Here is a 20,346-nt window from a genome sequence, read left to right on the forward strand (position 1 = left end):
GAACTCGCTTGTCGCGTGCAGTCCATGCTGCGTTACAACTGTGCATCGGGGCGGGAATGCGGCTGAAAACGAGCAGATATGGGAGGGGAAACGTAACGGTTGAGCTGTGTCTTTTGCGACACGCCGGGTCTCGCCGGGGAAGGGCGCTGGCGAGTTAGGAGCATGTTCGAGCGAAGTGGCTACCGGTCCGCGTGAAGAAATGCGATGCGGTTTCGCGATTCGGAGAAGGCGGACTGCTTCTTAAGTGGTGGGCGGCGCTTCCGTGGGCCGCCAGGGCCTGTTCGACCGCAGGAGCTGCGGCCGAACAGGACATCGTGTCGGAGATCCGCTTAGTTGATCGGCAGGTGGTAGCTGATGCCTGCGCGGATCATGTGGGTGCCGTCGAACGACGCGTTCGTCCGGTTCGGCGCCGACCAGTCCTCCTGCTTCTGCTTCATGGCCACCTTGAACGGCATGGCATAGAGGTATTCCGCCCGCAGGCTGAGGCTGTCGGTGAACTTGTATTCGACACCGCCGCCGACCACCGGCGTAAAGCCGAAGTTCTCGTCGTCATACGCGCCCAGAACGGGATGGTCGCTCTTCAGCTTCACGTGGGCGACAGCGATACCACCGGTACCGTACAGCAGGACATTGTCGAACGCATAGCCGACGCGGCCGCGGAACGAATAGAACTGGTCGATGCTCGTCTTGGCGGGATAGGTGAAGCTCTCCCGGGCAAAGGCTGCTTGTTGGGCGGCGGCTCCGGGCTGTTTTCCGAGCCCTTCGCTCAGCACGGCCAAGGTAAGCGCGCCGTCAACCGGACCCAGAGGGCGGATTGCCTCGAATACGTCGTTGGCGGGAGCGCCGGCCTTCGCCTTCGCCCGGCTGCCGCCGATCGCGCCGAAGGATCCGTCGAACTCCGCGCCGAGCACCCAATTGCCCACCTGGCCGTGGATGCCGGCGAGACCTCCAAACATTGGCCCATTGACGTTCAGGCCGGAGAGCTCGTTGCCCTTGCCGAAGCCGTAGGTGCCGAGCAGGCCCAGGCTGAAGCCCTGCCAGGGCTTCAGCGGGGCGGGCGCGGGAATGCTGACCGCCGCCGGAGGCTCGTAGGCCGGAAGATCAGCCGCAAACGCAGGCACAACGCCCAACACCGCGGCCGCCGCTGTCAATCCGGCGGCCCAACGCACAAAAATCATACTGTCCCTCCAAAAGGAATTACTTGAAATGAACTCGCTAATCGCGTGTAGTATGCACGACGCCTTACAATCACACGTGGTGACAAGAATGGGGCCAAAAACGAGCGGATGTGAGGTTGATGGCGTTGTGTGTCTTTTTGGACACGCTTGAGTTGCGGCCCCAAGCCTCTCGTAAGCCGCTGAGCAGAACGGATTTTTGGCGCAACGGTGCGCCAATCTGCTTGTCCACATGCCCGCAGCGGCCCCGCCAGATTGTGCGGGCGGTATCCACATCGCATGGCTGATCGGCTGCTCGACCGCAACGGCGCTACGGTCGAGCAGGGAACCGCACGAGATTTCTGCTCAGTTGATCGGCAGGTGGTAGCTGATGCCGAACCGGATCAAATGGATCCCGTCTAGGGACGAGTTTGCCCGGCTCGTCACCTCCGCGCCGTCGGCTGTTTTCTGCTTGCCCTTGGTGCTGACTTCGAACGGCAATGCATAGAGGTATTCCGCACGGAAACTTACGTCGTCGGAGACCCGGTAGGCGACGCCTGCGCCGACCACGGGGGTAACGCCATAGGTCTGGCTGCGATAGCTGCCTCCTGCGTGTTCTGCCTGGAGCTTGACATGGGCGATGCCCAGGCCGCCCGTGCCGTACAGCAACAGGTCATCGAAAGCGTAACCGACGCGGCCCCGCAGCGTGTAGAACTCGTCGAGAGAAAGTTTGGCTCGGTCGCTGCCTGGCGCAGCCTGGAGCTTGGTCCGCACCGCCGCGCTTGCGTCTTCCGGTGCTGATTTGCTCACGGCATCAACCCCGCTGGACGATGGCTTATCGTCTTTCGGGAGCTTGACTTCCCTGCTGTGATCCGGGCTGGACAGCGGCGCATCTGGCGCGATGCTGGCCGTGTCGCGCTTGATCCGGGGCGACACCCCTTGGCGAAGGCCAAATGCATTCGTTGGGGTTTTCAGCCGGGCGGACGCCGCGGCCGGATACTTGCTCATGTCGGGGAGATTGCGTTTGACATAGCCTCGGTCCGCGCTCATCCAGCCGAACGAGGCGTCGAACTCCCCACCAAAAACCCAGCTTCCGTGCTGGCCATGCAGGCCCGCAAAGCCGCCGAACAGCGGCCCATCGAGTTCCCGCAGGCGCGTGACCGAGTCATCGACGGAACCGAAGCCGTATGCCCCGAGCAGTCCCACTGAAAGACCCTGCCACGGTCTCTGGGCCTTCGCGCCGAGAAAATTGTCTCGGGCAGATACGGAATGATGGGCGCCGAGATCGGCAGCGATTGCCGACGTTCCCCCCATCATGGCGGCAATGGCGGCAATTCCGGCAGCCCAATGCGCAAGCTTCATAGCTCCCTCCGAAATGCATTTGTGGAAATCAACTTGCTTTTGCAGGCACGTATGACTGGCGGTTACAACCATCGATCGCGGCTGGAATAGGGCTGAAATCAAGCGTCCAAGAGATAGCCGTGCCTGGCGGGGCGCGCGTTTCTTAACGGGCCGTTATGGGAAGCCGTGCTGTTTTCCCGTACAGCGACGATATCGATGCGAGTCTCGGGGCGCTCTGATGGTTCACCTGCGGCGGGACTGGATGTTGGGGACCCTGGCCAGTTGCCGGTCCGTCCTTTGGGCACTCGCGCTCCTGTTCTGCGCCGCCCCCGGCTTGGCCCAATCGCCCGAGGCGGTGGACCAGACGCGTCCCGCCGCGGCCGACCAGTTGCTGAAGCTGCTCGCCGATCCCGCGGTGCAGGCCTGGCTGAAAAACCAAGCAGAGCAGGCTGCCCAGGCCACCCCGCCCCCAGCTGCTCCGGGGGCCGGCCTTACGGTGGCGGCGCTCGATGCGCATCTTGCGGCCATCCGCGCGCACATCGAGAGGCTCGCGGCGGCTGCGCGCGAACTGCCGCAGGAGTTCGAACGGCTGGGAGCAGCGGCGGCGCGAGAGCTCGCGGCGGGGTCGCCATTCCGCATGATCCTCGCCGCGATGCTGGCGCTCGCATGGGGCCTCCTGCTGCAATGGCTGTTCCGGCGCGCCACGGTGGGCCTCGCCGCTTGGCCCGCGACCATGGCGATAAGAGGCCCGCGCGACCGCCTTCTCGGACTTGGCGCCCTGCTGGTGCTCAAGCTGGGCTCGTGGCTCGCGCTTGCCGCCGGCATCGTCATCGCGTTGATCCCCTTTCACCTGTCGCTGCTCAGCCGCAGGCTGGTGCTGGCCGGCATGGTCGTCTGGCTTGCCGCGCTCGCCGCCATGCGCATCAGCGATGTTTTCCTCGCGCCGGTGCACGGCGCCGATGATCCGCTCCGGCGCTTCCGGCTGTTGCCGCTCACCGACACGGCCGCCCGGTTCTGGCGCGAGCGCATCGTGCTCTTCGTCGGCTGGTTCGTGTTCGCCTGGGTCGCCGTTCATCTGGTGGACCTGCTCGGCGTGTCCGCCGCCGGGCGCGACCTCCTTGCCTATACCCTCGGCCTGGGCCTGCTGGTCATCCTGCTCGAAATGATCTGGGCACGTCCGGCCGCGCAGGCTCTTCCCGCAGCGGCCGCCGAAGCCGGTCCACGCCGCCGTGGGCAGGCGCTGTGGCGGTGGGTGCTGTCGGTCTGCGCAGGTTTGGCCTGGGTGCTGTGGGTCGCCGGTGCCATGCGGCTGTTCTGGCTGGTGGTCGTGGCCGCCGCCGTGCCCTTGGCCATCCGCATCACCCGGCACGCCATCCAGCATGTCTCCCGTCCGGGCGAGATCCAGGAGGCGCCCCCCGCGCCCAGCCTGCTGGCGGCCTCGATTGAGCGTGGCGCGCAGGCCGGTCTCATTCTGCTCGCCATCGCGTTTCTGGCCTGGGTTTGGAATATCGATCTGATTGGGGCGGCAGCGGACTCGAGCCCGCTGGCCCGGCTCGTTCGCGGGGTGCTGGATGCCCTGATCATCGTGCTGGCGGCGGACCTATTCTGGCATGTGGCCAAGACGGCAATCGACATGAAGCTGTCGGAGGCGTCAGCGCAGGGCCATAGCGAGGAGGAGGCTGCACGCCGCGCCCGGCTGCGCACGCTGCTGCCCATCCTGCGCAACGTTCTCCTCGCGGCGCTCATCGTCGTGGCCGGAATGATGGCGCTCGCAGCACTCGGGGTGAATATCGGGCCACTGATCGCCGGGGCGGGCGTGATCGGCGTCGCCATCGGCTTCGGCGCCCAAACCCTGGTCAAGGACATCATCTCCGGCATGTTCTATCTGTTCGACGACGCCTTTCGGGTGGGCGACTACATCCAGAGCGGCTCCCACAAGGGCACGGTGGAGGGCTTCAGCCTCCGTTCGATCCGCCTGCGCCACCAACGTGGCCCTATCTACACTGTCCCCTTCGGGGAGCTGGGGGCGGTCGAAAATCTCAGCCGCGACTGGGTCATCGACAAGCAGACCATCAATGTGACCTACGACACCGATCTCGAGCAGGTCCGCAAGATCATCAAGGATATCGGCCAGAAGCTGAAGGCAGATCCGGAACTCGCGCCGCACATCATCGATACGCTCAAGATGCAAGGGGTGCAGGAATTCGGCGACTACGCGATCCAGATCCGCATGAAGCTCACCACCAAGCCGGGCGAGCAGTTCGTGATCCGCCGCAAGGCTTTCGCCATGATAAAAAAGGCCTTCGAGGAGAAGGGCATCAAGTTCGCGCGGCCCGTGGTGCATGTGGCGGGCGGCAGCGAGGCGGAGGCGGCCGCCGCGCAGCAGGCACTTGCCCTGAGACAGGCGGGCGAAGCGGCAGGGCCCGCTTGACGCCGCAGCGGAACCCGATTTCATACGGCGGCAGCGGCCTTGACTTCACAATGGCCGATCGCCAGTTGCCAGTCACGTCACCGACACACCGACACAAGAGTAATCGAGCATGCCCCCAGCTTCTGTCGAGGCCGCCGCCCAGCAGGCGTCAACCAACGATCTCACCGACACGGTCAGCCTGCTTTTGACGCGCCGCTCTCAGGCGATCGCCAATCTCACCGATGCCGGTCCCGACGCGAAGGACCTGCGCATTATCTTGACCGCTGCCGCCCGCGTGCCCGATCACGGCAAGCTCGCGCCCTGGCGCTACATCGTCTTCAAAGGCGACAGGCGGGCCGCTTTCGGGGCCTACCTCGAGCAGCGGCTGCGCGCGAGCCGCCCCGATGCGGGGGAGCTGATGTTCGAGAAGGCCCGCACCACCTTCACCGAAGCGCCGGTGGTGATCGGGGTCGTGTCGCGCGCCGCGCCCCATGTGAAGATCCCGGAATGGGAGCAGTATCTCTCCGCCGGCGCGTCCTGCATGAATATCGTGATCGCGGCGACCGCCCTCGGCTACGGTGTCCAGTGGGTGACGGGCTGGTATGCCTATGATCGGGAGGTTGCATCCCATCTCGGCCTAGCCGATCATGAGCGGATGGCGGGCTTCATCTTCATCGGCGGCATGGGGGAACGGCCGACGGACCGGGCGCGGCCGGACCTCGCAGCCTTGGTCAGTGAGTATTAGGAGCATAGGTGGGAACAGGGCAGGGCACGGCTCTCACAGCCATGCAGATCCCGATCAGGGGCGTCCTCTTCGATAAGGACGGCACGCTGATCGATTTCCAGAAAAGCTGGGGCCCGGTGATGCGCAGCCTGGCCCTGCGCTTTGCCGATGGCGAGGAGGCCGAGGCGCTGCGGCTGATGATCGCCGCCGGATATGACCCTGCCACGGACACCTATCGATCCGGCTCCGTGGCGGCCGCCGGCACCTCCGTTGATCTTTGTGATCTATGGCGACCGGGGCTTGCACCCGACAGGCGCGCCGCCACCATTGCCGAGATCGATGCCCATTTCGCCCGAGGCGCGATTGATCACGCCGCGCCGGTCTGTCCGCTCGATGCGGTGTTCTCGGTCCTTGAGGCGGAAGGCCTGGTGCTGGGCGTTGCCACCAACGATGCCACGCTCTCGGCGGAGCTCTGCCTCGAGGCGCTGGGTGTACGGCATCGGCTGTTCTCGGTGCACGGCTGGGACAGCGTTGCGAGCGCCAAGCCCGCGCCGGACATGGTCCATGCCTTTTGCGCCGCGGCCGATCTGTTGCCGGCCGAGGTGGCGGTGGTCGGCGACAACCTGCATGACCTCCACATGGCCGCCGCCGCGGGAGCAGGTCTCAAGATCGGCGTGCTGTCCGGCAATTCGCGGCGGGAACACCTGGAGCGTCACGCCGATATTGTGATTGAGGACATCTCCTGCTTGCCGGCGGTTCTCAGCGACCGCCGACGGCTTGCCGGTTGAGGAGACATTGCCGTGTTCTATGACGCGATTGCCAATGACCACGGGCTTCGGCACGACCCGTTCAAGGCGCTGGTGGTGCCGCGCCCCATCGGCTGGATCTCCAGCCTCGCTCGCGATGGAACCGTAAATCTGGCGCCCTACAGCTATTTCAATGCGGTGGGCAGCAACCCGCATTACGTCCTGTTCTCGTCCGGCGGCTATAAGCACTCGGCCGCCAATATCGCCGCGACCAAGGAATTCGTGTGCAATCTCGCCACCTGGGACCTGCGCGAGCAGATGAACCTGACCTCGGCGCCGCTGCCGGCCGGGGTGGACGAGATGCGCATCGCCGGTCTCACCCCGGCGCCCTGCCGCCTGGTGCGCCCGCCACGGGTGGCGGAATCGCCGGTGGCGCTGGAATGCGTCTATACCCAGACACTCGAGCTGCCCGCCGACGACCCGGACGAGCCGAATGTGATCATCATCGGCAAGGTGGTCGGTATCCACATCGAGGACGCGTTCATTCGCGATGGCTTGGTGGATGCGGCCGCCATGAAGCCCATCGCTCGCTGTGGCTATATGGACTACGCCGTGGTGACCGAGATGTTCTCCATGCGCCGGCCCAGCGCGGCCGAGGCACAAGCTCTGCTCGCGCGCCAAACTAAGCCGGCTGCTGAGTAGAGCTGGCGGCTGTAGAGAGTCATGCAATGACCATAGGAGATCAGGGGTGCGTATTAAGCGCATCGTCATGCCCCGGCTCGACCGGGGCATCCAGGGCAGCGCGGTCCGCCGGGCCGCTGGCTAGTAGACCGCGATGTTGTCGATGAGGCGGGTCTTGCCGAGGCGGGCCGCCACCAGCAGGCGGCTGCCACGACCCGGGTCGGGCTCGGGCGCCAGGGTCTCCGCGTCGCGCAATTCCAGGTAATCCACGGAAAACCCGGCGGTGATGAGCACCGATATGGCCGCCTCGATTGCCTCGCCTGGCGCCTTCCCCGCGCGCAAAGCCCCTGCCACCGCCTGCAGCTGCTGGTGAAGCATCGGTGCGATCCGCCGCTCCTCGGCGGTGAGATAGGCGTTGCGCGACGACAGGGCGAGACCGTCCGCCTCGCGCACCGTGGGGCAGCCGATGATGCGGCAGGGAAGGTCGAGGTCGCGCACCATCTGCTTCACCACGAGAAGCTGCTGGTAGTCCTTCTCGCCGAAAAGGGCGATGTCGCATTGCGACTGGATCAGCAGCTTGGCCACCACCGTGGCCACGCCGCCGAAGAAATGCGGCCGGAAACGGTCTTCCAGGCCCTGCGTCGCTGGGCCGCCCACGGCGATGGCCGTGGCAAAGCCCGCCGCGTACATCTCCCCGCCGCCCGGAACGAAGGCGAGCGCGGCGCCCGCGCTCTTCAGCTTTGCCAGATCGTCCGCTTCCCGGCGGGGATAGGCGTCGAAATCCTCGGTGGGAGCGAACTGCTTCGGGTTGACGAAGATCGAGGCTGCCACCTGGTCCGCCCGTCGCAGCCCCTCTTCGACCAGCGCCAAATGCCCGCGGTGAAGGGCGCCCATCGTCGGCACCAGGGCGACGGTCTGCCCGGCCTGGTGCCAGGCGCGGACATGCGCACGCAGTTCGGCAATGGTGCGGGCAACGGGAATTTCACTCATGACTCTTCCACGGGTTTCTGGTTGTGTCTTGGCGGGATGGCAGGACTTTGTCGACGGCGCATGTGGCATGATGTTACCGGCAACATGGCAGCATGGCTGTTACCACGTCCTGCGTATAGGCGTGAGGCGGACGGGACAGCAATATGAATATGGGTTTTTCAATGGCGGGCTTGGATGAGACGACGGCGTCGGCGGTGGCCCTGCGCAAGGCGATTTCCGAGCGGCTGCTCGGAGACGAGACACAGATCGTGCGCAGCCTCATGGAAATTGCAGAGCTCGATGAGGCCCAGCGGCGCGAGGTCGAAACCCTGGCGCGCCAGCTGGTGCACGCGGTGCGCGCCGGCCGGCGTCAGGGCGGCGGGGTCGACGCCTTCATGCAGGAATACTCGCTCTCCAGCGAAGAGGGCGTGGTGCTCATGTGTCTCGCCGAAGCCCTGCTGCGCATTCCGGATGCCGCCACCCAGGACAAGCTCATCGCCGACAAGGTCGGCGGCCGCCAGTGGCGCGAGCATCTCGGCCATTCCGACAGCCTCTTCGTCAATGCCTCGACCTGGGGGTTGATGCTCACCGGTCGGGTGCTCGACATGCGCGGCACCAACGATAATGCTCTGATGGGCGTGGCAAAGCGCCTGGTGGCGCGCTCCGGCGAGCCGGTGATTCGCCAGGCGCTGCGCCAGGCGATGCGCATCATGGGCAAGCAGTTCGTGCTGGGCCGCACCATCGGCGAGGCGCTGGAGCTTTCCGAGCCTCAGGAGAAGATCGGCTACCGCTTCTCTTACGACATGTTGGGCGAGGCGGCCATGACCGCCAAGGATGCCCAGCGCTATTTCAAGGCCTATATGGATGCGCTCGATGCGGTGGCCAAGCACGCCGGGCCCCTCAAGCCCGATCAGCGGGTCTATGAGCGACCGTCTCTCTCGGTGAAGCTCTCGGCCCTTCACCCGCGCTATGAGCCGAAGCAGGAAGCCCGGGTGATGGACGAGCTGCTGCCGCGCGTGCTGGAGTTGTGCAAGCGGGCCCGCGATACGGAAATCGGCATCACCATCGATGCGGAAGAGGCTTTCCGGCTCGATCTTTCCCTCCGCCTCTTCGAGCAGCTGGCCGCCTCGCAAGCCCTTGCCCGCTGGGACGGGCTCGGCCTTGCCGTGCAGGCCTATGGCAAGCGCGCTTACCCCGTGCTGCAATGGCTCAACGTCCTGGCCAAGCGCACCGGCCGCCGTATCCCGATCCGGCTGGTCAAAGGCGCCTATTGGGATACGGAGATCAAGCGGGCCCAGGAAGCCGGGCTCGACGGCTATCCCGTGTTCACCCGCAAGCCCAACACCGACGTCTCCTATCTCGCCTGCGCCCGCTACATGCTCGCGCAAGGCCCGACCATCTACCCGCAATTCGCCACCCATAACGCCCATACCGTCGCTGCGATCACGGTCATGGCTAGGCCCGATCAGGATTTCGAGTTCCAGCGCCTGCACGGCATGGGCCAAGCGCTCTATGACGAGGTGGTCGGTGGCAACAAGCTCAACCGGCCGTGCCGCATCTATGCGCCCGTGGGCACTCACGAGGATCTGCTGGCCTATCTGGTGCGCCGTCTCTTGGAAAACGGCGCCAACACCTCCTTCGTCCACCGCCTGGCCAATGATGAAGCGCCGATCCGCGACATCATCGCCGATCCGGTGGAGGAGGTGGCGAGCCTCTCCTCGATTTCCCACCCGCAGATCCCGCTGCCGCGCGACATCTTCAAGCCGCGGCTGAATGCCAGGGGCTACCCGCTGTGGGATGACGACACCCGCGCCACCTTCCTGGAGAAGATGACCGCCGCGACCCAGCGCTCCATCGCTGCCACGCCGCTCATCGGCGGCGCGCCCCGCCAGGGCAAGGCCCGCAACGTCACCTCGCCCCAGGATCGGCGCGTCGTGGTGGGCACCGTGGCCGATGCGGATGCGGCTGCGGTTGACGCAGCGCTCGCCGCTGCCAGCAAGGCGGCATCCGGTTGGGATTCCCGCGGCGGGGCCGAGCGTGCCGCCATCCTGGAGCGGGCGGCCAATCTATATGAAGACAACGTGCATCTGCTGGTCGGCCTCATGGTGAAGGAGGCGGGCAAGACGCTCGAGAACGCGCTTGCGGATCACCGCGAGGCGGTCGATTTCCTCCGCTTTTACGCGAGCGAGGCGCGCGCCAAGTTCTCAGGCGGCACGCTGCTGCCGGGGCCGACCGGCGAGCGCAACGAGCTTTGGCTGCATGGCCGCGGGGTGTTCGCCTGCATCAGCCCGTGGAACTTCCCCCTCGCCATTTTCACCGGCCAGGTCACGGCGGCGCTGGCGGCGGGCAACGCGGTCATTGCCAAGCCGGCCGAGCAGACCCCGCTTGTGGCCTATGAGGCGGTGAAGCTGCTGCATCGGGCCGGCGTACCCGGCGACGTCCTGCATTTCCTGCCCGGCGGCGGGGCCGAGGTGGGCGGCCTGCTCACCGCGGACGAGCGGGTGAACGGCATCGCCTTCACTGGCTCCAACGAGACGGCGGCGATCATCAACCGCGCGCTCGCCGCCCGCAAGGGACCGATCGTGCCTCTCATCGCCGAGACCGGCGGGCTCAACGCCATGATCGTCGACTCGACCGCCCTGCCCGAGCAGGCGGTGCGCGATGCGGTGATGTCCGCCTTCGACAGTGCCGGCCAGCGCTGCTCGGCGGCTCGCCTTCTGCTCGTGCAGCGGGATATTGCCGGCAAGCTCCTGCCCATGCTGAAGGGGGCTGTCGAGGAGCTGTCGGTTGGTGATCCCGCGAACTATTCGACCGATGTCGGCCCGGTCATCGACGAGGACGCGGCCCGCGTCCTTAGTGCCCACAAGCAGCGCATGGGCCGCGAGGCCAAGACTCTGGTGGACCTGCCCCTGCCGGCCGAGGCGAAGCACGGCACGTTCATCGCGCCGGCGGTCTACGAGATCGAGGACATGTCGGTGCTTGACCGGGAGGTGTTCGGGCCGATCCTCCATGTGGTGCAGTTCGACGGCGACAAGCTCGATGCGCTGTGTGACGCCATCAACCGTTCCGGCTATGGCCTGACGCTGGGCCTGCATACCCGCATCGAGACAACCGCCGAGGAGGTGAGCCGGCGGGTGAAGGTGGGCAATGTCTATGTGAACCGCAACCAGATTGGCGCGGTGGTCGGCGCCCAACCCTTCGGCGGCGAGGGCCTGTCCGGCACCGGGCCCAAGGCGGGAGGCCCGCACTATCTCTACCGCTTCGCCACCGAGCGGGTGATCTCCACCGACACCACTGCTTCGGGTGGCAATGCCAGCCTGTTCTCCATGGTGGGCGACGAGGAATAGAAGAAAGACGAGTCGGGGAGCGAAACAATGTTTGCGGAGATCTCGGGGAGAGCGGCCGATCTGAAGGCCAGGCTGGAAGCCTTCATGGATGAGCACGTCTATCCCAATGAACGCGAGCTTCTGGCGGAGCGCCGCGAGAGCGCCGGCCGGTGGTCGACCCATCCGCTCATGGAGGAGCTCAAAGGAAAGGCGCGGGCCCAGGGACTGTGGAACCTGTTCTACACCCACGGGCCCGAAGGCCAGGGCCTCACCAACTACGAATACACCCATCTGTGCGAGATCCTGGGGCGCTCGCTCGCGGCACCCGAGGTCTTCAACTGCAATGCGCCCGACGTGGGCAACATGGAGATCCTCTCCCTCTATGGCACGCCCCAGCAGAAGGACCGCTGGCTGAAGCCGCTGCTCGACGGAGAAATCCGCTCCTGCTTTGCCATGACCGAGCCGCAGGTCGCCTCGTCGGATGCCACCAATATCGAGACCGCGATCCGCCGCGACGGCGACCATTACGTGGTGAGCGGCCGCAAGTGGTGGATCACCGGCGCCATGTCCACCCGCTGCAAGCTGGCGATCGTCATGGGCAAGAGCGACTCATCGGCGCCGAAGCACAAGCAGCAGTCTGTAATCCTTGTGCCCATGGACGCATCGGGGCTGAAGGTCGAGCGGCCCCTGTCCGTCTATGGCTATGAGCACCCGCCGCTGGGGCATGCGGAACTCGTATTCGACAATGTGCGCGTTCCTGCCGAGAACATGCTGCTGGGCGAGGGGCGCGGCTTCGAGGTTGCGCAAGGACGGTTGGGGCCTGGCCGCATCCATCACTGCATGCGCTTCATCGGCCTGGGCGAGCGTGCCATCGAGCTCATGTGTAGGCGCGCCCTGTCGCGCCATGCCTTCGGCACCACCCTTGCCGAGATGGGGGGCGTGCGCCAGGCCATCGGCCAGTCCCGTTGCGAGCTGGAACAGGCGCGGCTGGTAACCCTCAAGGCCGCCTGGAAAATGGACAGGCAAGGCAGTAAGGCGGCGCGCCACGAGATCGCCATCGCCAAGGTCGTGGTGCCGAGCGCGGTGAGCCAGATCATCGACCGCGCCATCCAGGTGCACGGGGCCGGCGGCTTGAGCGGCGACTTCTTCCTCGCCGAAGCCTTTGCCGAGACCCGGTTCTTGCGCATCGGCGATGGCCCGGATGAAGTGCACCGCGAGGCATTGGCGCGCGCGGAGCTGTCACGCTTTTCCTAGAGCATTTTCGAGCGAAGTGGATACCGGTTCGCGTGAAGAAAATGCGACCGACAGGACCTTAGAACGGCCTGGAGCATCTTTGAATCGTCATCCCGCTTCAGGAGACGATGTAACGCTTCATCTCCTCGGCCTCCAGCTCGGCCTCGGCGATTCGCATCTTGACCACATCCCCGATGGAGATGATGCCTTCGAGGCGGCCATTGGTCACGACGGGCAGGTGCCGCACGCGATTCTCCGTCATCACCTCCATCAGCCGGGCGACGCTGTCATCCGGCGAGCAGGTAATGACATTGCTGATCATGATCCTGGCGATCGGCTCCGATAGAATGGCCGCGCCCCGCTCGGCCAGGGCATGAACGATGTCGCGCTCCGACACGATCCCGACAATGTCGCCGCCCTCGTCGAGGATCAGGAGCGCGCCGATGCGCCAATGGGCGAGGCGTTTGGCGACTTCATGCACCGTCGCAGTCACCTCGCTGGTGATCACATCGCGACCCTTCTGCTTGAGGATTGCCGCCACGGTCATGCCGTCCTCCATGCGCTGCTGGGTCCTGACACTGTAACATAGATCGCCGCAGCGCGGCAGCAATCACTTCGCTTCGTTCATGACGAGTAACTGTACCGCCGCGCCCAGCGGTCGATCGGGGCGAAGGCGAGCAGCCCAGCCAGGAATCCGCCGATATGGGCCTGCCACGCGACGGTGCCCCCCTCGTTCGCGCCGAAGCTCAACAGCCCGAAAACGAGATTGATGCCGAACCACACGATGATGAACGTCAGCGGGCCGCGCATCGTGAAGGTTTCTCGGATCGACAGGGGCCGTGTGAAGCGCTGGTCGCGGCGGGCGGCCGCCAGCAAGCCGCCGGGGTCGGAGAACATCAGCCGGATGGCGGCTCCCATCTGGCCGGAGATGCCGGCGGAGGCGCCGATCACCGGGGCAATCGCACCCCAGTAGATGATGAGGTGCAGGAGGGCGCCGGCAATTCCGGAAACGACCGTCAGCACGAGGAAGCCGGCGGTGCCGAGGCGGCGCGCCATGAGCGTGCCGAAAGCCAGCATCCAGAAGCTGTTCACCAGGAGATGCGCCCAGCTGCCATGCAGCAGCATGTGCGTCACGAAAGTCCAGAAATCAGCCCCGAGGCCTCCGGGCAGCGACCCCGCCGGCAGAACATAGCGTGCCGGGATGAAGGCGAAGGCAAGGATCACCCACAGGTCCCACTCGGCGGGAAGGAGAGATCTGATCGCATGGATCACCACGAAGATGCCGATCAGCGCGAGGACGACGGCCGGCGCGTTGAGCACCGGCTCGGAGGAGAAGGCTCGATTCATGCGTGGCAACACCCCGCGCTGGCAGCCCGCGCTCTGCGGGGCCATAGCGGCCCGGTGGGCGAGACCGGGGGATGGTCATGTCTCATGGCGGCCTCTCGCTGTGGTCAGTCGCATCGGCACATGCTGTTTCGCATTTTCCGGGGGGCCGCCGCCAGTGTTTTCGCGACGGCGAAACGCTCGCGTCGTCCCCGTGGAGGAAATGGACGAGACCGCCATTGGTGCCCGCATCCAAAAAGCTGGGTGGGGGCGCCCGGTCTCGGCGCTGCTCCAATATGGCACAGGCCAGGCTTGGCACGGTGCCTGCAGCAGGGGCTGTTCAGAGCGGGCGCAAAAGCCGCCTTATGTCATTGCAGAACAGGGAATGCGGATGACCGTGGTAACCCCGTCAGGGGTTGAGCAGACAGGCATCGTTCATCCGGATGCCCGGCGGCTGCTGCAGCTCTGGAACCGCTGGCGCGGGGCCCAGCCCATCCCTTCCCGCAGCGCGATGAACCTGCAAGAGATGGGGGCGCTGCTGCCATTCATGATGGTGCTCGAGCGCAATCCTGTCCAGCCGCTGTTCAGATTGCGCCTGGCGGGCACCGCGCTCAGGCGCTTCACCGGCCGCGAGCTGACCGGCGTCGAGTTCTCCACCTTGTGGCCGGAGCACGACCGGGACCTGGTCGTGCAAGCCCTCAGCAGCACCATTTCCCACCTCGGCTGCCACATTTTTTTGGTGGCCGGCGCCACGCGATCCGGCCGCCAGGCCGCGTTTCAGTGCGTGTTCCTGCCCGTTCGGGTCGACGGGCGCCAGACGGTCCAGGTGCTTGGCGGCCTGTTTCCCCTTAACGACCCCTATTGGTTTGATAAACACCCGATAACCTCTTTCCGTCTGCTCGGTGGAAAAACCTTGGACACAGAGCCATTCGGCGATGTCGAGAAATTGGTTTCTCGAGCGTGAATGGGTTAAACGGTAAATACCGTCTTAGATTATCGAATTTGCTAAGAACAAGTTATTTTTAAGCATTTAGCCATCTGTCAAACATCAAAAGCAGATCTTCTTCGCATTACCTTTGTTTAAAAGATTGCCGCCCAAGGATGTCTCAACAAAGAAGAGATACGGGCGTCAAACATATGAAAGCACTGTTTACAACTGTCGTCCTTGCCGGAGCCATCGCTGCCGCGGCGCAAGCCAATGCACAGACCAACCAGGGCGAGGGCTATCGCCTGGCCGCCAAGGCCGTTTATGTGAAGGTGCACGAACAGGCCCTGCCACCGATCGGCTTCGTCGATTTCTGCAAGCGTTACCCGAACTCGTGCGATCGCCAGCGTACCGCGCCGGCCCGCATGGCCTTGACGCCCGAGCGGCTCAAGCAGTTGGTTTCCGTGAACGACTATGTGAACAGGAAGGTCAAGCCGGCCACCGATCACGAGCTCTATGGCCTTGAGGAGCACTGGACGCTGCCGGGCAAACAGGGCGATTGTGAAGACTATGCCTTGCTCAAGCAATACTATCTCGAGCAGCATGGCTGGCCGCGCTCCACCCTGCTGGTGACGGTCGTCATCGACCAGCGTGGCGATGGCCATGCGGTGCTGACGGTCAAGACCACCGCCGGCGATCTTATCCTCGACAACCAGAACCCGACCGTGCTCGACTGGTCGGAGACGCCCTACCAGTTCGTGAAGCGTCAGTCTTCCTATGATCCGCAGATCTGGGAAGCGCTGGATGCGACCAGCAGGCCGGCGCCCGCCGCCGTCGCCACCCGGTAGAGAAAGGCCCCGACCTAGCCGTCGAGCGGTTTCTCCAGCATGATCAGATGGTCCGCGAAGCCGGCCCTCCGATAGAGATCGTGGGCGGAGCGATTGCTGGCGAGCACGCCGATGCGGATGAAGGATGCACCCTTGCGCCTGGCGTGGTCCTGTGCGGCTTTGATCAGGAGCCGGCCGATACCGCGCCCACGGAAGGCGCGCGAGACGATGAGATCGTCGACCATGGCGTAAGTGAGCTGGCTGCGATCGCGCGCTTCGTCGGTCACCCGGGCGCGCACGCTGACATAACCGACCACTTCGCCGTCGATGTCCGCCACCAGGATCTCTCCGTCGGTGTCCGCGCAGTCCGCCAGCAGGTCCTCGACATACCACCGGCCCAGACGGCCGGAGACGCGCATGCGGCCATAAAGCCCGGCTTCGAACCGGCGCAGTTCCTCTGCCAACGCGATGACGGCGGGAGTGTCCTCGTCTTCAAACCGGCGGACCAGCGCAGGGCGTCCCCGAGCGGCCGTAGCCGACGCATCCGGGTCCGGATCAGCCCTCGACATATTCCTTGTACAGCGCGTCTGCCGGATTGGAAGCTTCCGGTCCCAGGCTGCCTTTGTAGCGATAGACGGTCGAGCAATAGGGGCAGATGATCTCGCTGTCGTCGCCCATGTCGAGATAGACATGCGGGTGGTCGAACGGAGCCGAGGCGCCGACGCACTCGAATTCCTTGACGCCAATCTCGATGACGTCCACGCCCCTGTCATTGTGGAATTTCGGAATGATCGTGTGCGCCATGATTGATCCATTGTCCTGCCGGCGGGCGGCGCGGCGGCTCCAAACCCGCCAAGCTTTGGTTTCGAGGCCTCCAGCAGGCCGGTGACCGCCTGTTCAGTCCGCCGGGCGATTGCTCTGTGCCGCGAATAGCATATCCTGGCGCCCCCGCAAAGCTTGCCCGTGACGTAGCATCAGGAGCAGAACCTTGCCGCAATTCTCTTCGCAAGGCGTGTGTATCGACTATGAGGTGCGAGGTGAAGGCCCGCCGATCCTGCTGATCCACGGTTTCGCCTCCAATGCGCGTGCGAATTGGATCGATACCGGCTGGGTCGAGACGCTGGCCGACAATGGCCGCCAGGTGATCGTGTTCGATCACCGCGGCCATGGCAACAGCGAGAAGCTCTACCGGTCGGAGCTCTACACGACATCCGCGATGGCGGAGGACGCACGCGCCCTGCTCGACCATCTGCACATCGCCCGCGCCGATGTGATGGGCTATTCCATGGGCGCTCGCGTGGCGGCCCGGCTCGCCATAGACCACCCGGAGCGAGTGGGGAAGCTGATCCTTGCGGGTCTCGCCGAGAACATGATCAACGGGGTCGCCGGCGCCCAGGAAATCGCGGCGGCACTGGAGGCCGAAAATCCCGACGAGGTGCGGGATCCGCACGCCCGGCCCTTCCGCCTGTTCGCCGACGCCACCAAGAGTGACCGGCGCGCCTTGGCGGCCTGCATCAGGACGTCGCGGCAGAAGATCTCGGCCGAAGAGCTCGGACGTATCAGCGCGCCCACTCTGATCGTGGTCGGCGGGAAGGATGAGATCGCCGGACGGCCCGAGCCGCTACAGGCAGTCATTCCCGGCGCGGAGATCCTGGTGGTGCCCGATCGCGATCACATGCGCACGGTCGGCGACCGCCGCTACAAGCAGGGGGTGCTTGCCTTTCTCGAGAAGTGAGCCGCCGATCAATGCTTTGGTCATAAAGAGACGAGGCCGCGCCGGAACAGCGCGACCTCGATCTCAGCCGATCCGACCTTAACGATCGATCACTGCGAGGTGCCGGTGGTCGAGCCGGTGCCGGCCGCACCGCCGGTGCCCGTCGCGCCGGTCATGGGCGTATTGGCCGCATCACCGGTGTTGTTGTTCCGCTCGGAGTTCATCTCGGCAACCGTCCGGAATTCCGGCGCCTGCTCGAGTTCCTCGCGGGTTGCGTTCACCACGAGCTTGGCTGTGTTGTCGCCCTGATCCATCATCTGGACCTTGTCCATCTGGATCGCGACGTCCTTCTGGCCGATGCCGAGGAAGCCGCCGACGCCAACCACGATGCCCTGAACCTGACCATCCGTGGTGATGATCACATCGTTCACGTCACCAATGTCCTCGTCATTGGACGAGTACACGGTCGTGCCGATCAGGTCGGTCCCGAGATAGGTCCCTTCCTGCTGCATGGTGATTTGCCCGTCGATCATATCACCCTCGCCCTGGTTGGTCTGGGCGGTTTGATCGGTCGTGCCGGGTGTCGCAGGTGTCTGCGCGGTCGTGCCGGTATCGGTGCCGGTGCTCGGCGTTTGAGCCGTTGTCCCGGTGTCAGTCCCGGTGCCCGTGCTGGGGGTCTGAGCCGTCGTGCCGGTGTCCGGGCTCGGCGTGGCCGTACCAGGCGTGGCATTCTGGTTCTGCTGCGCCTGATCCGTCGTGGCTGGCGGCGTCGGATTGCTCGTTTGCGCCTGAGCAACGACGACTGGGGCAAGCCCCAGACCCGCCGCAATTGCGATTACACTAACCGTTTTCCTCAGCATATCTGCCTCCTGACCTTGCAATGATACTGCCCGAAGCGAAGTCGAGCCGACTTCGGTCGAAGCATATCTTCCGGTCCCAGCAGACGTCGGCTCTAACGGCGTACCCCAAGCGCCCCCGACTGCCAGACCGAAGGAAACCCAGCTTCTATGTCGGACTAACGCGCAATGCCGGGTTCGGTTCCACAAGCGTCGCGGAAGATCACTGTTATTCAGGGAAGTAGATCCTGCCGCCTGCTTCAACGGCCGTGAAAAACCGGCCGTCGTTTCTCCATGAAAGCGATGCGGCCCTCGCGATAGTCTTCGCTGTCGAAGCAACGCGCGATCGCTGCGCGCGCGGGCTCGTCGAGCGCACCGGGCACCGCCAGGGCATCGATGCAGGCATTGGCCGCGGCTATGCTGAGCGGCGCATTGTCGGCGATCGCGGCGGTGAGGTCGTCCACCCGTGCCTGCAGCGCCGACCTCGGCACCAGCAGGTCGATGAGCCCCATGCCGAGCGCCTCCTCGGCGGTGAAGCGGCGCGCCGTGTGAATGATCAGCTTGGCGCGGGAAGGCCCGACCGCATGCAGCAGCAGGCCCAGGGCGTCAGGCGGATAGGCGAGCCCGAGGCGGGCTGCCGGTATGGCGAAGCTCGCTCCTTCGGCGGCCACGCGCATGTCGCAGGCCAGTGCGATCGCAACGCCCCCGCCGATGCAGAAGCCGTGAATCATGGCGATGACCGACTTGGGGCTGCCGGCGATCGCCCGGTAGGCCGCGCTGTTCTGCTGCTCATATAGGGCCGCGGCGGCCGCGTCGCTGCGCTCGCCTTCGAACTCGCCGATATCCGCCCCGGCGATGAAGGCCTGCTCGCCGGCCCCCGCCAGCACGATCGAACGGATTTGAGGATCCTCGTTGAAGGCCTGCATCAGCGGCGGGATGGCGCGCCACATCTCCACGCTCACCGCATTGCGCCGCTCGGGCCGGTTAAAGATCAGGTAACCAACACTGCCCATGCGGCGTGCCGCTATATGCTGTGTCGGCGATGGCAGTACGTCCCCATTTTCCAGAATCTTTTCGGTCACAGTCTCACCTCGCCCACATGGAACAGTCGGTCTGCGTGCCGCTAGCAGAGCCGCCTGCCGGCTGCAAGCCATCATGCTTCGGCTTGTACATGATCGGCGGAGCGGCTATCTCGTTCTGTGTCGGCCGCAAGGCACAAGGCTCCCGCGGGAGCGGAAGGAGAAGGCAATGGCGCGCATCACTGCATCGAGCGCGGTGCTCCAGCAGCTCGACCCGGTATGGACCCAAATCCGCGAGGAAGCCGAGCAAATCGCAGCCGCCGAGCCGGCCCTGGGCGGCTTTGTCTTTTCCACGGTGCTGTCCCACGACCGCTTCGAGGATGCGCTGTCGCAACGCCTTGCCCAGAAGCTCGGCCATACGGATGTCGGTGCCGATCTCATCGTGAAGGCCTTCGAGGATGCTCTGGAGGCCTATCCGGCGATCGGGGAAGCGGCGCGCGCCGACATCGTCGCCGTTTACGACCGCGACCCGGCCTGCAGCCGCTACGTCGAGCCTCTGCTGTATTTCAAGGGTTTCCATGCGGTTCAGACCTACCGCATGGCGCACGCGTTGTGGATCATGGGGCGCAAGGACTTCGCCCTCTATCTGCAAAGCCGCGCCTCGCAGATCTTTTCGGTGGACATCCATCCGGCTGCCCGAATCGGGCGCGGCATCATGATCGATCACGCCCACGCGGTGGTGATCGGCGAGACCGCCGTGGTTGAGGACGATGTCTCCATGCTCCATGACGTGACGCTCGGCGGAACCGGCAAGGACGTGGGCGATCGGCATCCGAAGGTGCGGCGTGGGGTGCTGATCGGCGCGGGCGCACGGATCCTGGGCAACATCGAAATCGGGCATTGCTCGCGGGTGGCCGCGGGCAGCGTGGTTCTGCACGATGTGCCGCCGAATCGCACGGTGGCCGGGGTGCCCGCGAAGGTGGTCGGCTATGCCGGGTGCGAAGAGCCAGCCCGGCGCATGGACCATGTGCTGCGCGACGAGTCTGGCCCCGACGGAACGGTCTGAGACCGCTGCGGATCGCGGTTGCTGTCCCGCTCCAGGTTGGCGCATCTCCCGC

At 65.1% G+C, this 20,346-nt stretch carries 19 protein-coding genes; 10 read left to right on the top strand and 9 right to left on the bottom strand.

The window, feature by feature from the left end:
* Positions 1–329 precede the first annotated feature (329 nt).
* The gene (locus tag E4P09_RS07705; protein ID WP_170984279.1) at positions 330–1,178 is read right to left on the bottom strand and encodes an outer membrane protein; all 849 of its coding nucleotides are present in this window, start codon (positions 1,176–1,178) and stop codon (positions 330–332) included.
* Between the two features lie 342 nt (positions 1,179–1,520).
* Complete coding sequence (locus E4P09_RS07710; RefSeq protein ID WP_170984280.1) at positions 1,521–2,516, bottom strand: outer membrane protein; 996 nt, start codon at positions 2,514–2,516, stop codon at positions 1,521–1,523.
* Between the two features lie 241 nt (positions 2,517–2,757).
* Between E4P09_RS07710 and E4P09_RS07715 the strand changes: the two genes are divergently transcribed.
* The 4 genes from E4P09_RS07715 to E4P09_RS07730 all read left to right on the top strand — a co-directional run bounded on the left by E4P09_RS07715 (position 2,758) and on the right by E4P09_RS07730 (position 7,077).
* A complete protein-coding gene (locus tag E4P09_RS07715; protein ID WP_170984281.1) occupies positions 2,758–4,926 on the top strand; it encodes a mechanosensitive ion channel family protein in 2,169 nt (722 codons plus the stop codon).
* 109 nt (positions 4,927–5,035) lie between these two features.
* Positions 5,036–5,650, top strand: a complete 615-nt coding sequence (locus E4P09_RS07720; RefSeq protein WP_137388917.1) for a nitroreductase family protein — start codon at positions 5,036–5,038, stop codon at positions 5,648–5,650.
* Positions 5,651–5,658: 8 nt separating this feature from the next.
* The gene (locus E4P09_RS07725) at positions 5,659–6,417 is read left to right on the top strand and encodes an HAD family hydrolase (RefSeq protein WP_137388918.1); all 759 of its coding nucleotides are present in this window, start codon (positions 5,659–5,661) and stop codon (positions 6,415–6,417) included.
* Between the two features lie 12 nt (positions 6,418–6,429).
* On the top strand, positions 6,430–7,077 hold the full coding sequence (locus E4P09_RS07730) for a flavin reductase family protein (RefSeq protein WP_137388919.1): 648 nt from the start codon (positions 6,430–6,432) through the stop codon (positions 7,075–7,077).
* Between the two features lie 120 nt (positions 7,078–7,197).
* Here E4P09_RS07730 and panC read toward each other — a convergent pair whose 3' ends face one another.
* Positions 7,198–8,046, bottom strand: a complete 849-nt coding sequence (panC, locus tag E4P09_RS07735) for a pantoate--beta-alanine ligase (protein WP_137388920.1) — start codon at positions 8,044–8,046, stop codon at positions 7,198–7,200.
* A gap of 161 nt (positions 8,047–8,207) precedes the next feature.
* Between panC and putA the strand changes: the two genes are divergently transcribed.
* Both putA and E4P09_RS07745 read left to right on the top strand, forming a co-directional pair.
* Positions 8,208–11,372: a bifunctional proline dehydrogenase/L-glutamate gamma-semialdehyde dehydrogenase PutA gene (putA, locus tag E4P09_RS07740; protein ID WP_137389290.1), complete on the top strand. Its 3,165-nt coding sequence runs from the start codon at positions 8,208–8,210 to the stop codon at positions 11,370–11,372.
* Positions 11,373–11,399: 27 nt separating this feature from the next.
* The gene (locus E4P09_RS07745) at positions 11,400–12,605 is read left to right on the top strand and encodes an acyl-CoA dehydrogenase family protein (RefSeq protein WP_137388921.1); all 1,206 of its coding nucleotides are present in this window, start codon (positions 11,400–11,402) and stop codon (positions 12,603–12,605) included.
* A 97-nt stretch (positions 12,606–12,702) separates the two neighbouring features.
* Here the strand turns inward: E4P09_RS07745 and E4P09_RS07750 are convergent, their stop codons facing one another.
* Both E4P09_RS07750 and E4P09_RS07755 read right to left on the bottom strand, forming a co-directional pair.
* Positions 12,703–13,131, bottom strand: coding sequence for a CBS domain-containing protein (locus tag E4P09_RS07750; protein ID WP_137388922.1), 429 nt, complete (start codon positions 13,129–13,131; stop codon positions 12,703–12,705).
* A gap of 77 nt (positions 13,132–13,208) precedes the next feature.
* A complete protein-coding gene (locus E4P09_RS07755) occupies positions 13,209–13,931 on the bottom strand; it encodes a rhomboid family intramembrane serine protease (RefSeq protein ID WP_137388923.1) in 723 nt (240 codons plus the stop codon).
* A gap of 199 nt (positions 13,932–14,130) precedes the next feature.
* Here E4P09_RS07755 and E4P09_RS07760 point away from each other — a divergent pair, with 199 nt between their 5' ends.
* Both E4P09_RS07760 and E4P09_RS07765 read left to right on the top strand, forming a co-directional pair.
* Positions 14,131–14,871 carry a PAS domain-containing protein gene (locus E4P09_RS07760; protein ID WP_170984282.1) on the top strand — a complete coding sequence of 247 codons (741 nt, stop codon included), beginning with the start codon at positions 14,131–14,133 and terminating at the stop codon, positions 14,869–14,871.
* Positions 14,872–15,044: 173 nt separating this feature from the next.
* Positions 15,045–15,680, top strand: coding sequence for a transglutaminase-like cysteine peptidase (locus E4P09_RS07765; RefSeq protein ID WP_170984283.1), 636 nt, complete (start codon positions 15,045–15,047; stop codon positions 15,678–15,680).
* Positions 15,681–15,694: 14 nt separating this feature from the next.
* On the opposite strand, the gene E4P09_RS07770 is transcribed toward E4P09_RS07765, so the two are convergent.
* Both E4P09_RS07770 and E4P09_RS07775 read right to left on the bottom strand, forming a co-directional pair.
* Positions 15,695–16,228 (bottom strand): GNAT family N-acetyltransferase, encoded by a 534-nt coding sequence (locus tag E4P09_RS07770; RefSeq protein WP_137388926.1) that lies wholly within the window; start codon positions 16,226–16,228, stop codon positions 15,695–15,697.
* Positions 16,215–16,463, bottom strand: a complete 249-nt coding sequence (locus E4P09_RS07775; protein ID WP_137388927.1) for a zinc-finger domain-containing protein — start codon at positions 16,461–16,463, stop codon at positions 16,215–16,217. Before E4P09_RS07775 ends, E4P09_RS07770 begins: the two co-directional genes overlap by 14 nt.
* A gap of 184 nt (positions 16,464–16,647) precedes the next feature.
* On the opposite strand from E4P09_RS07775, the gene E4P09_RS07780 reads away from it, so the two are divergent.
* The gene (locus E4P09_RS07780) at positions 16,648–17,394 is read left to right on the top strand and encodes an alpha/beta fold hydrolase (RefSeq protein ID WP_137388928.1); all 747 of its coding nucleotides are present in this window, start codon (positions 16,648–16,650) and stop codon (positions 17,392–17,394) included.
* 89 nt (positions 17,395–17,483) lie between these two features.
* Here E4P09_RS07780 and E4P09_RS07785 read toward each other — a convergent pair whose 3' ends face one another.
* Both E4P09_RS07785 and E4P09_RS07790 read right to left on the bottom strand, forming a co-directional pair.
* Positions 17,484–18,233, bottom strand: coding sequence for a PRC-barrel domain-containing protein (locus tag E4P09_RS07785; protein WP_137388929.1), 750 nt, complete (start codon positions 18,231–18,233; stop codon positions 17,484–17,486).
* Positions 18,234–18,469: 236 nt separating this feature from the next.
* Positions 18,470–19,291: an enoyl-CoA hydratase gene (locus E4P09_RS07790; protein WP_239025053.1), complete on the bottom strand. Its 822-nt coding sequence runs from the start codon at positions 19,289–19,291 to the stop codon at positions 18,470–18,472.
* A 166-nt stretch (positions 19,292–19,457) separates the two neighbouring features.
* On the opposite strand from E4P09_RS07790, the gene cysE reads away from it, so the two are divergent.
* Positions 19,458–20,294, top strand: a complete 837-nt coding sequence (gene cysE, locus E4P09_RS07795; protein WP_137388930.1) for a serine O-acetyltransferase — start codon at positions 19,458–19,460, stop codon at positions 20,292–20,294.
* Positions 20,295–20,346 lie beyond the last annotated feature (52 nt).

It is taken from the genome of Rhodoligotrophos defluvii (assembly GCF_005281615.1).
GTDB classification, from domain to species: Bacteria; Pseudomonadota; Alphaproteobacteria; order Rhizobiales; family Im1; genus Rhodoligotrophos; species Rhodoligotrophos defluvii.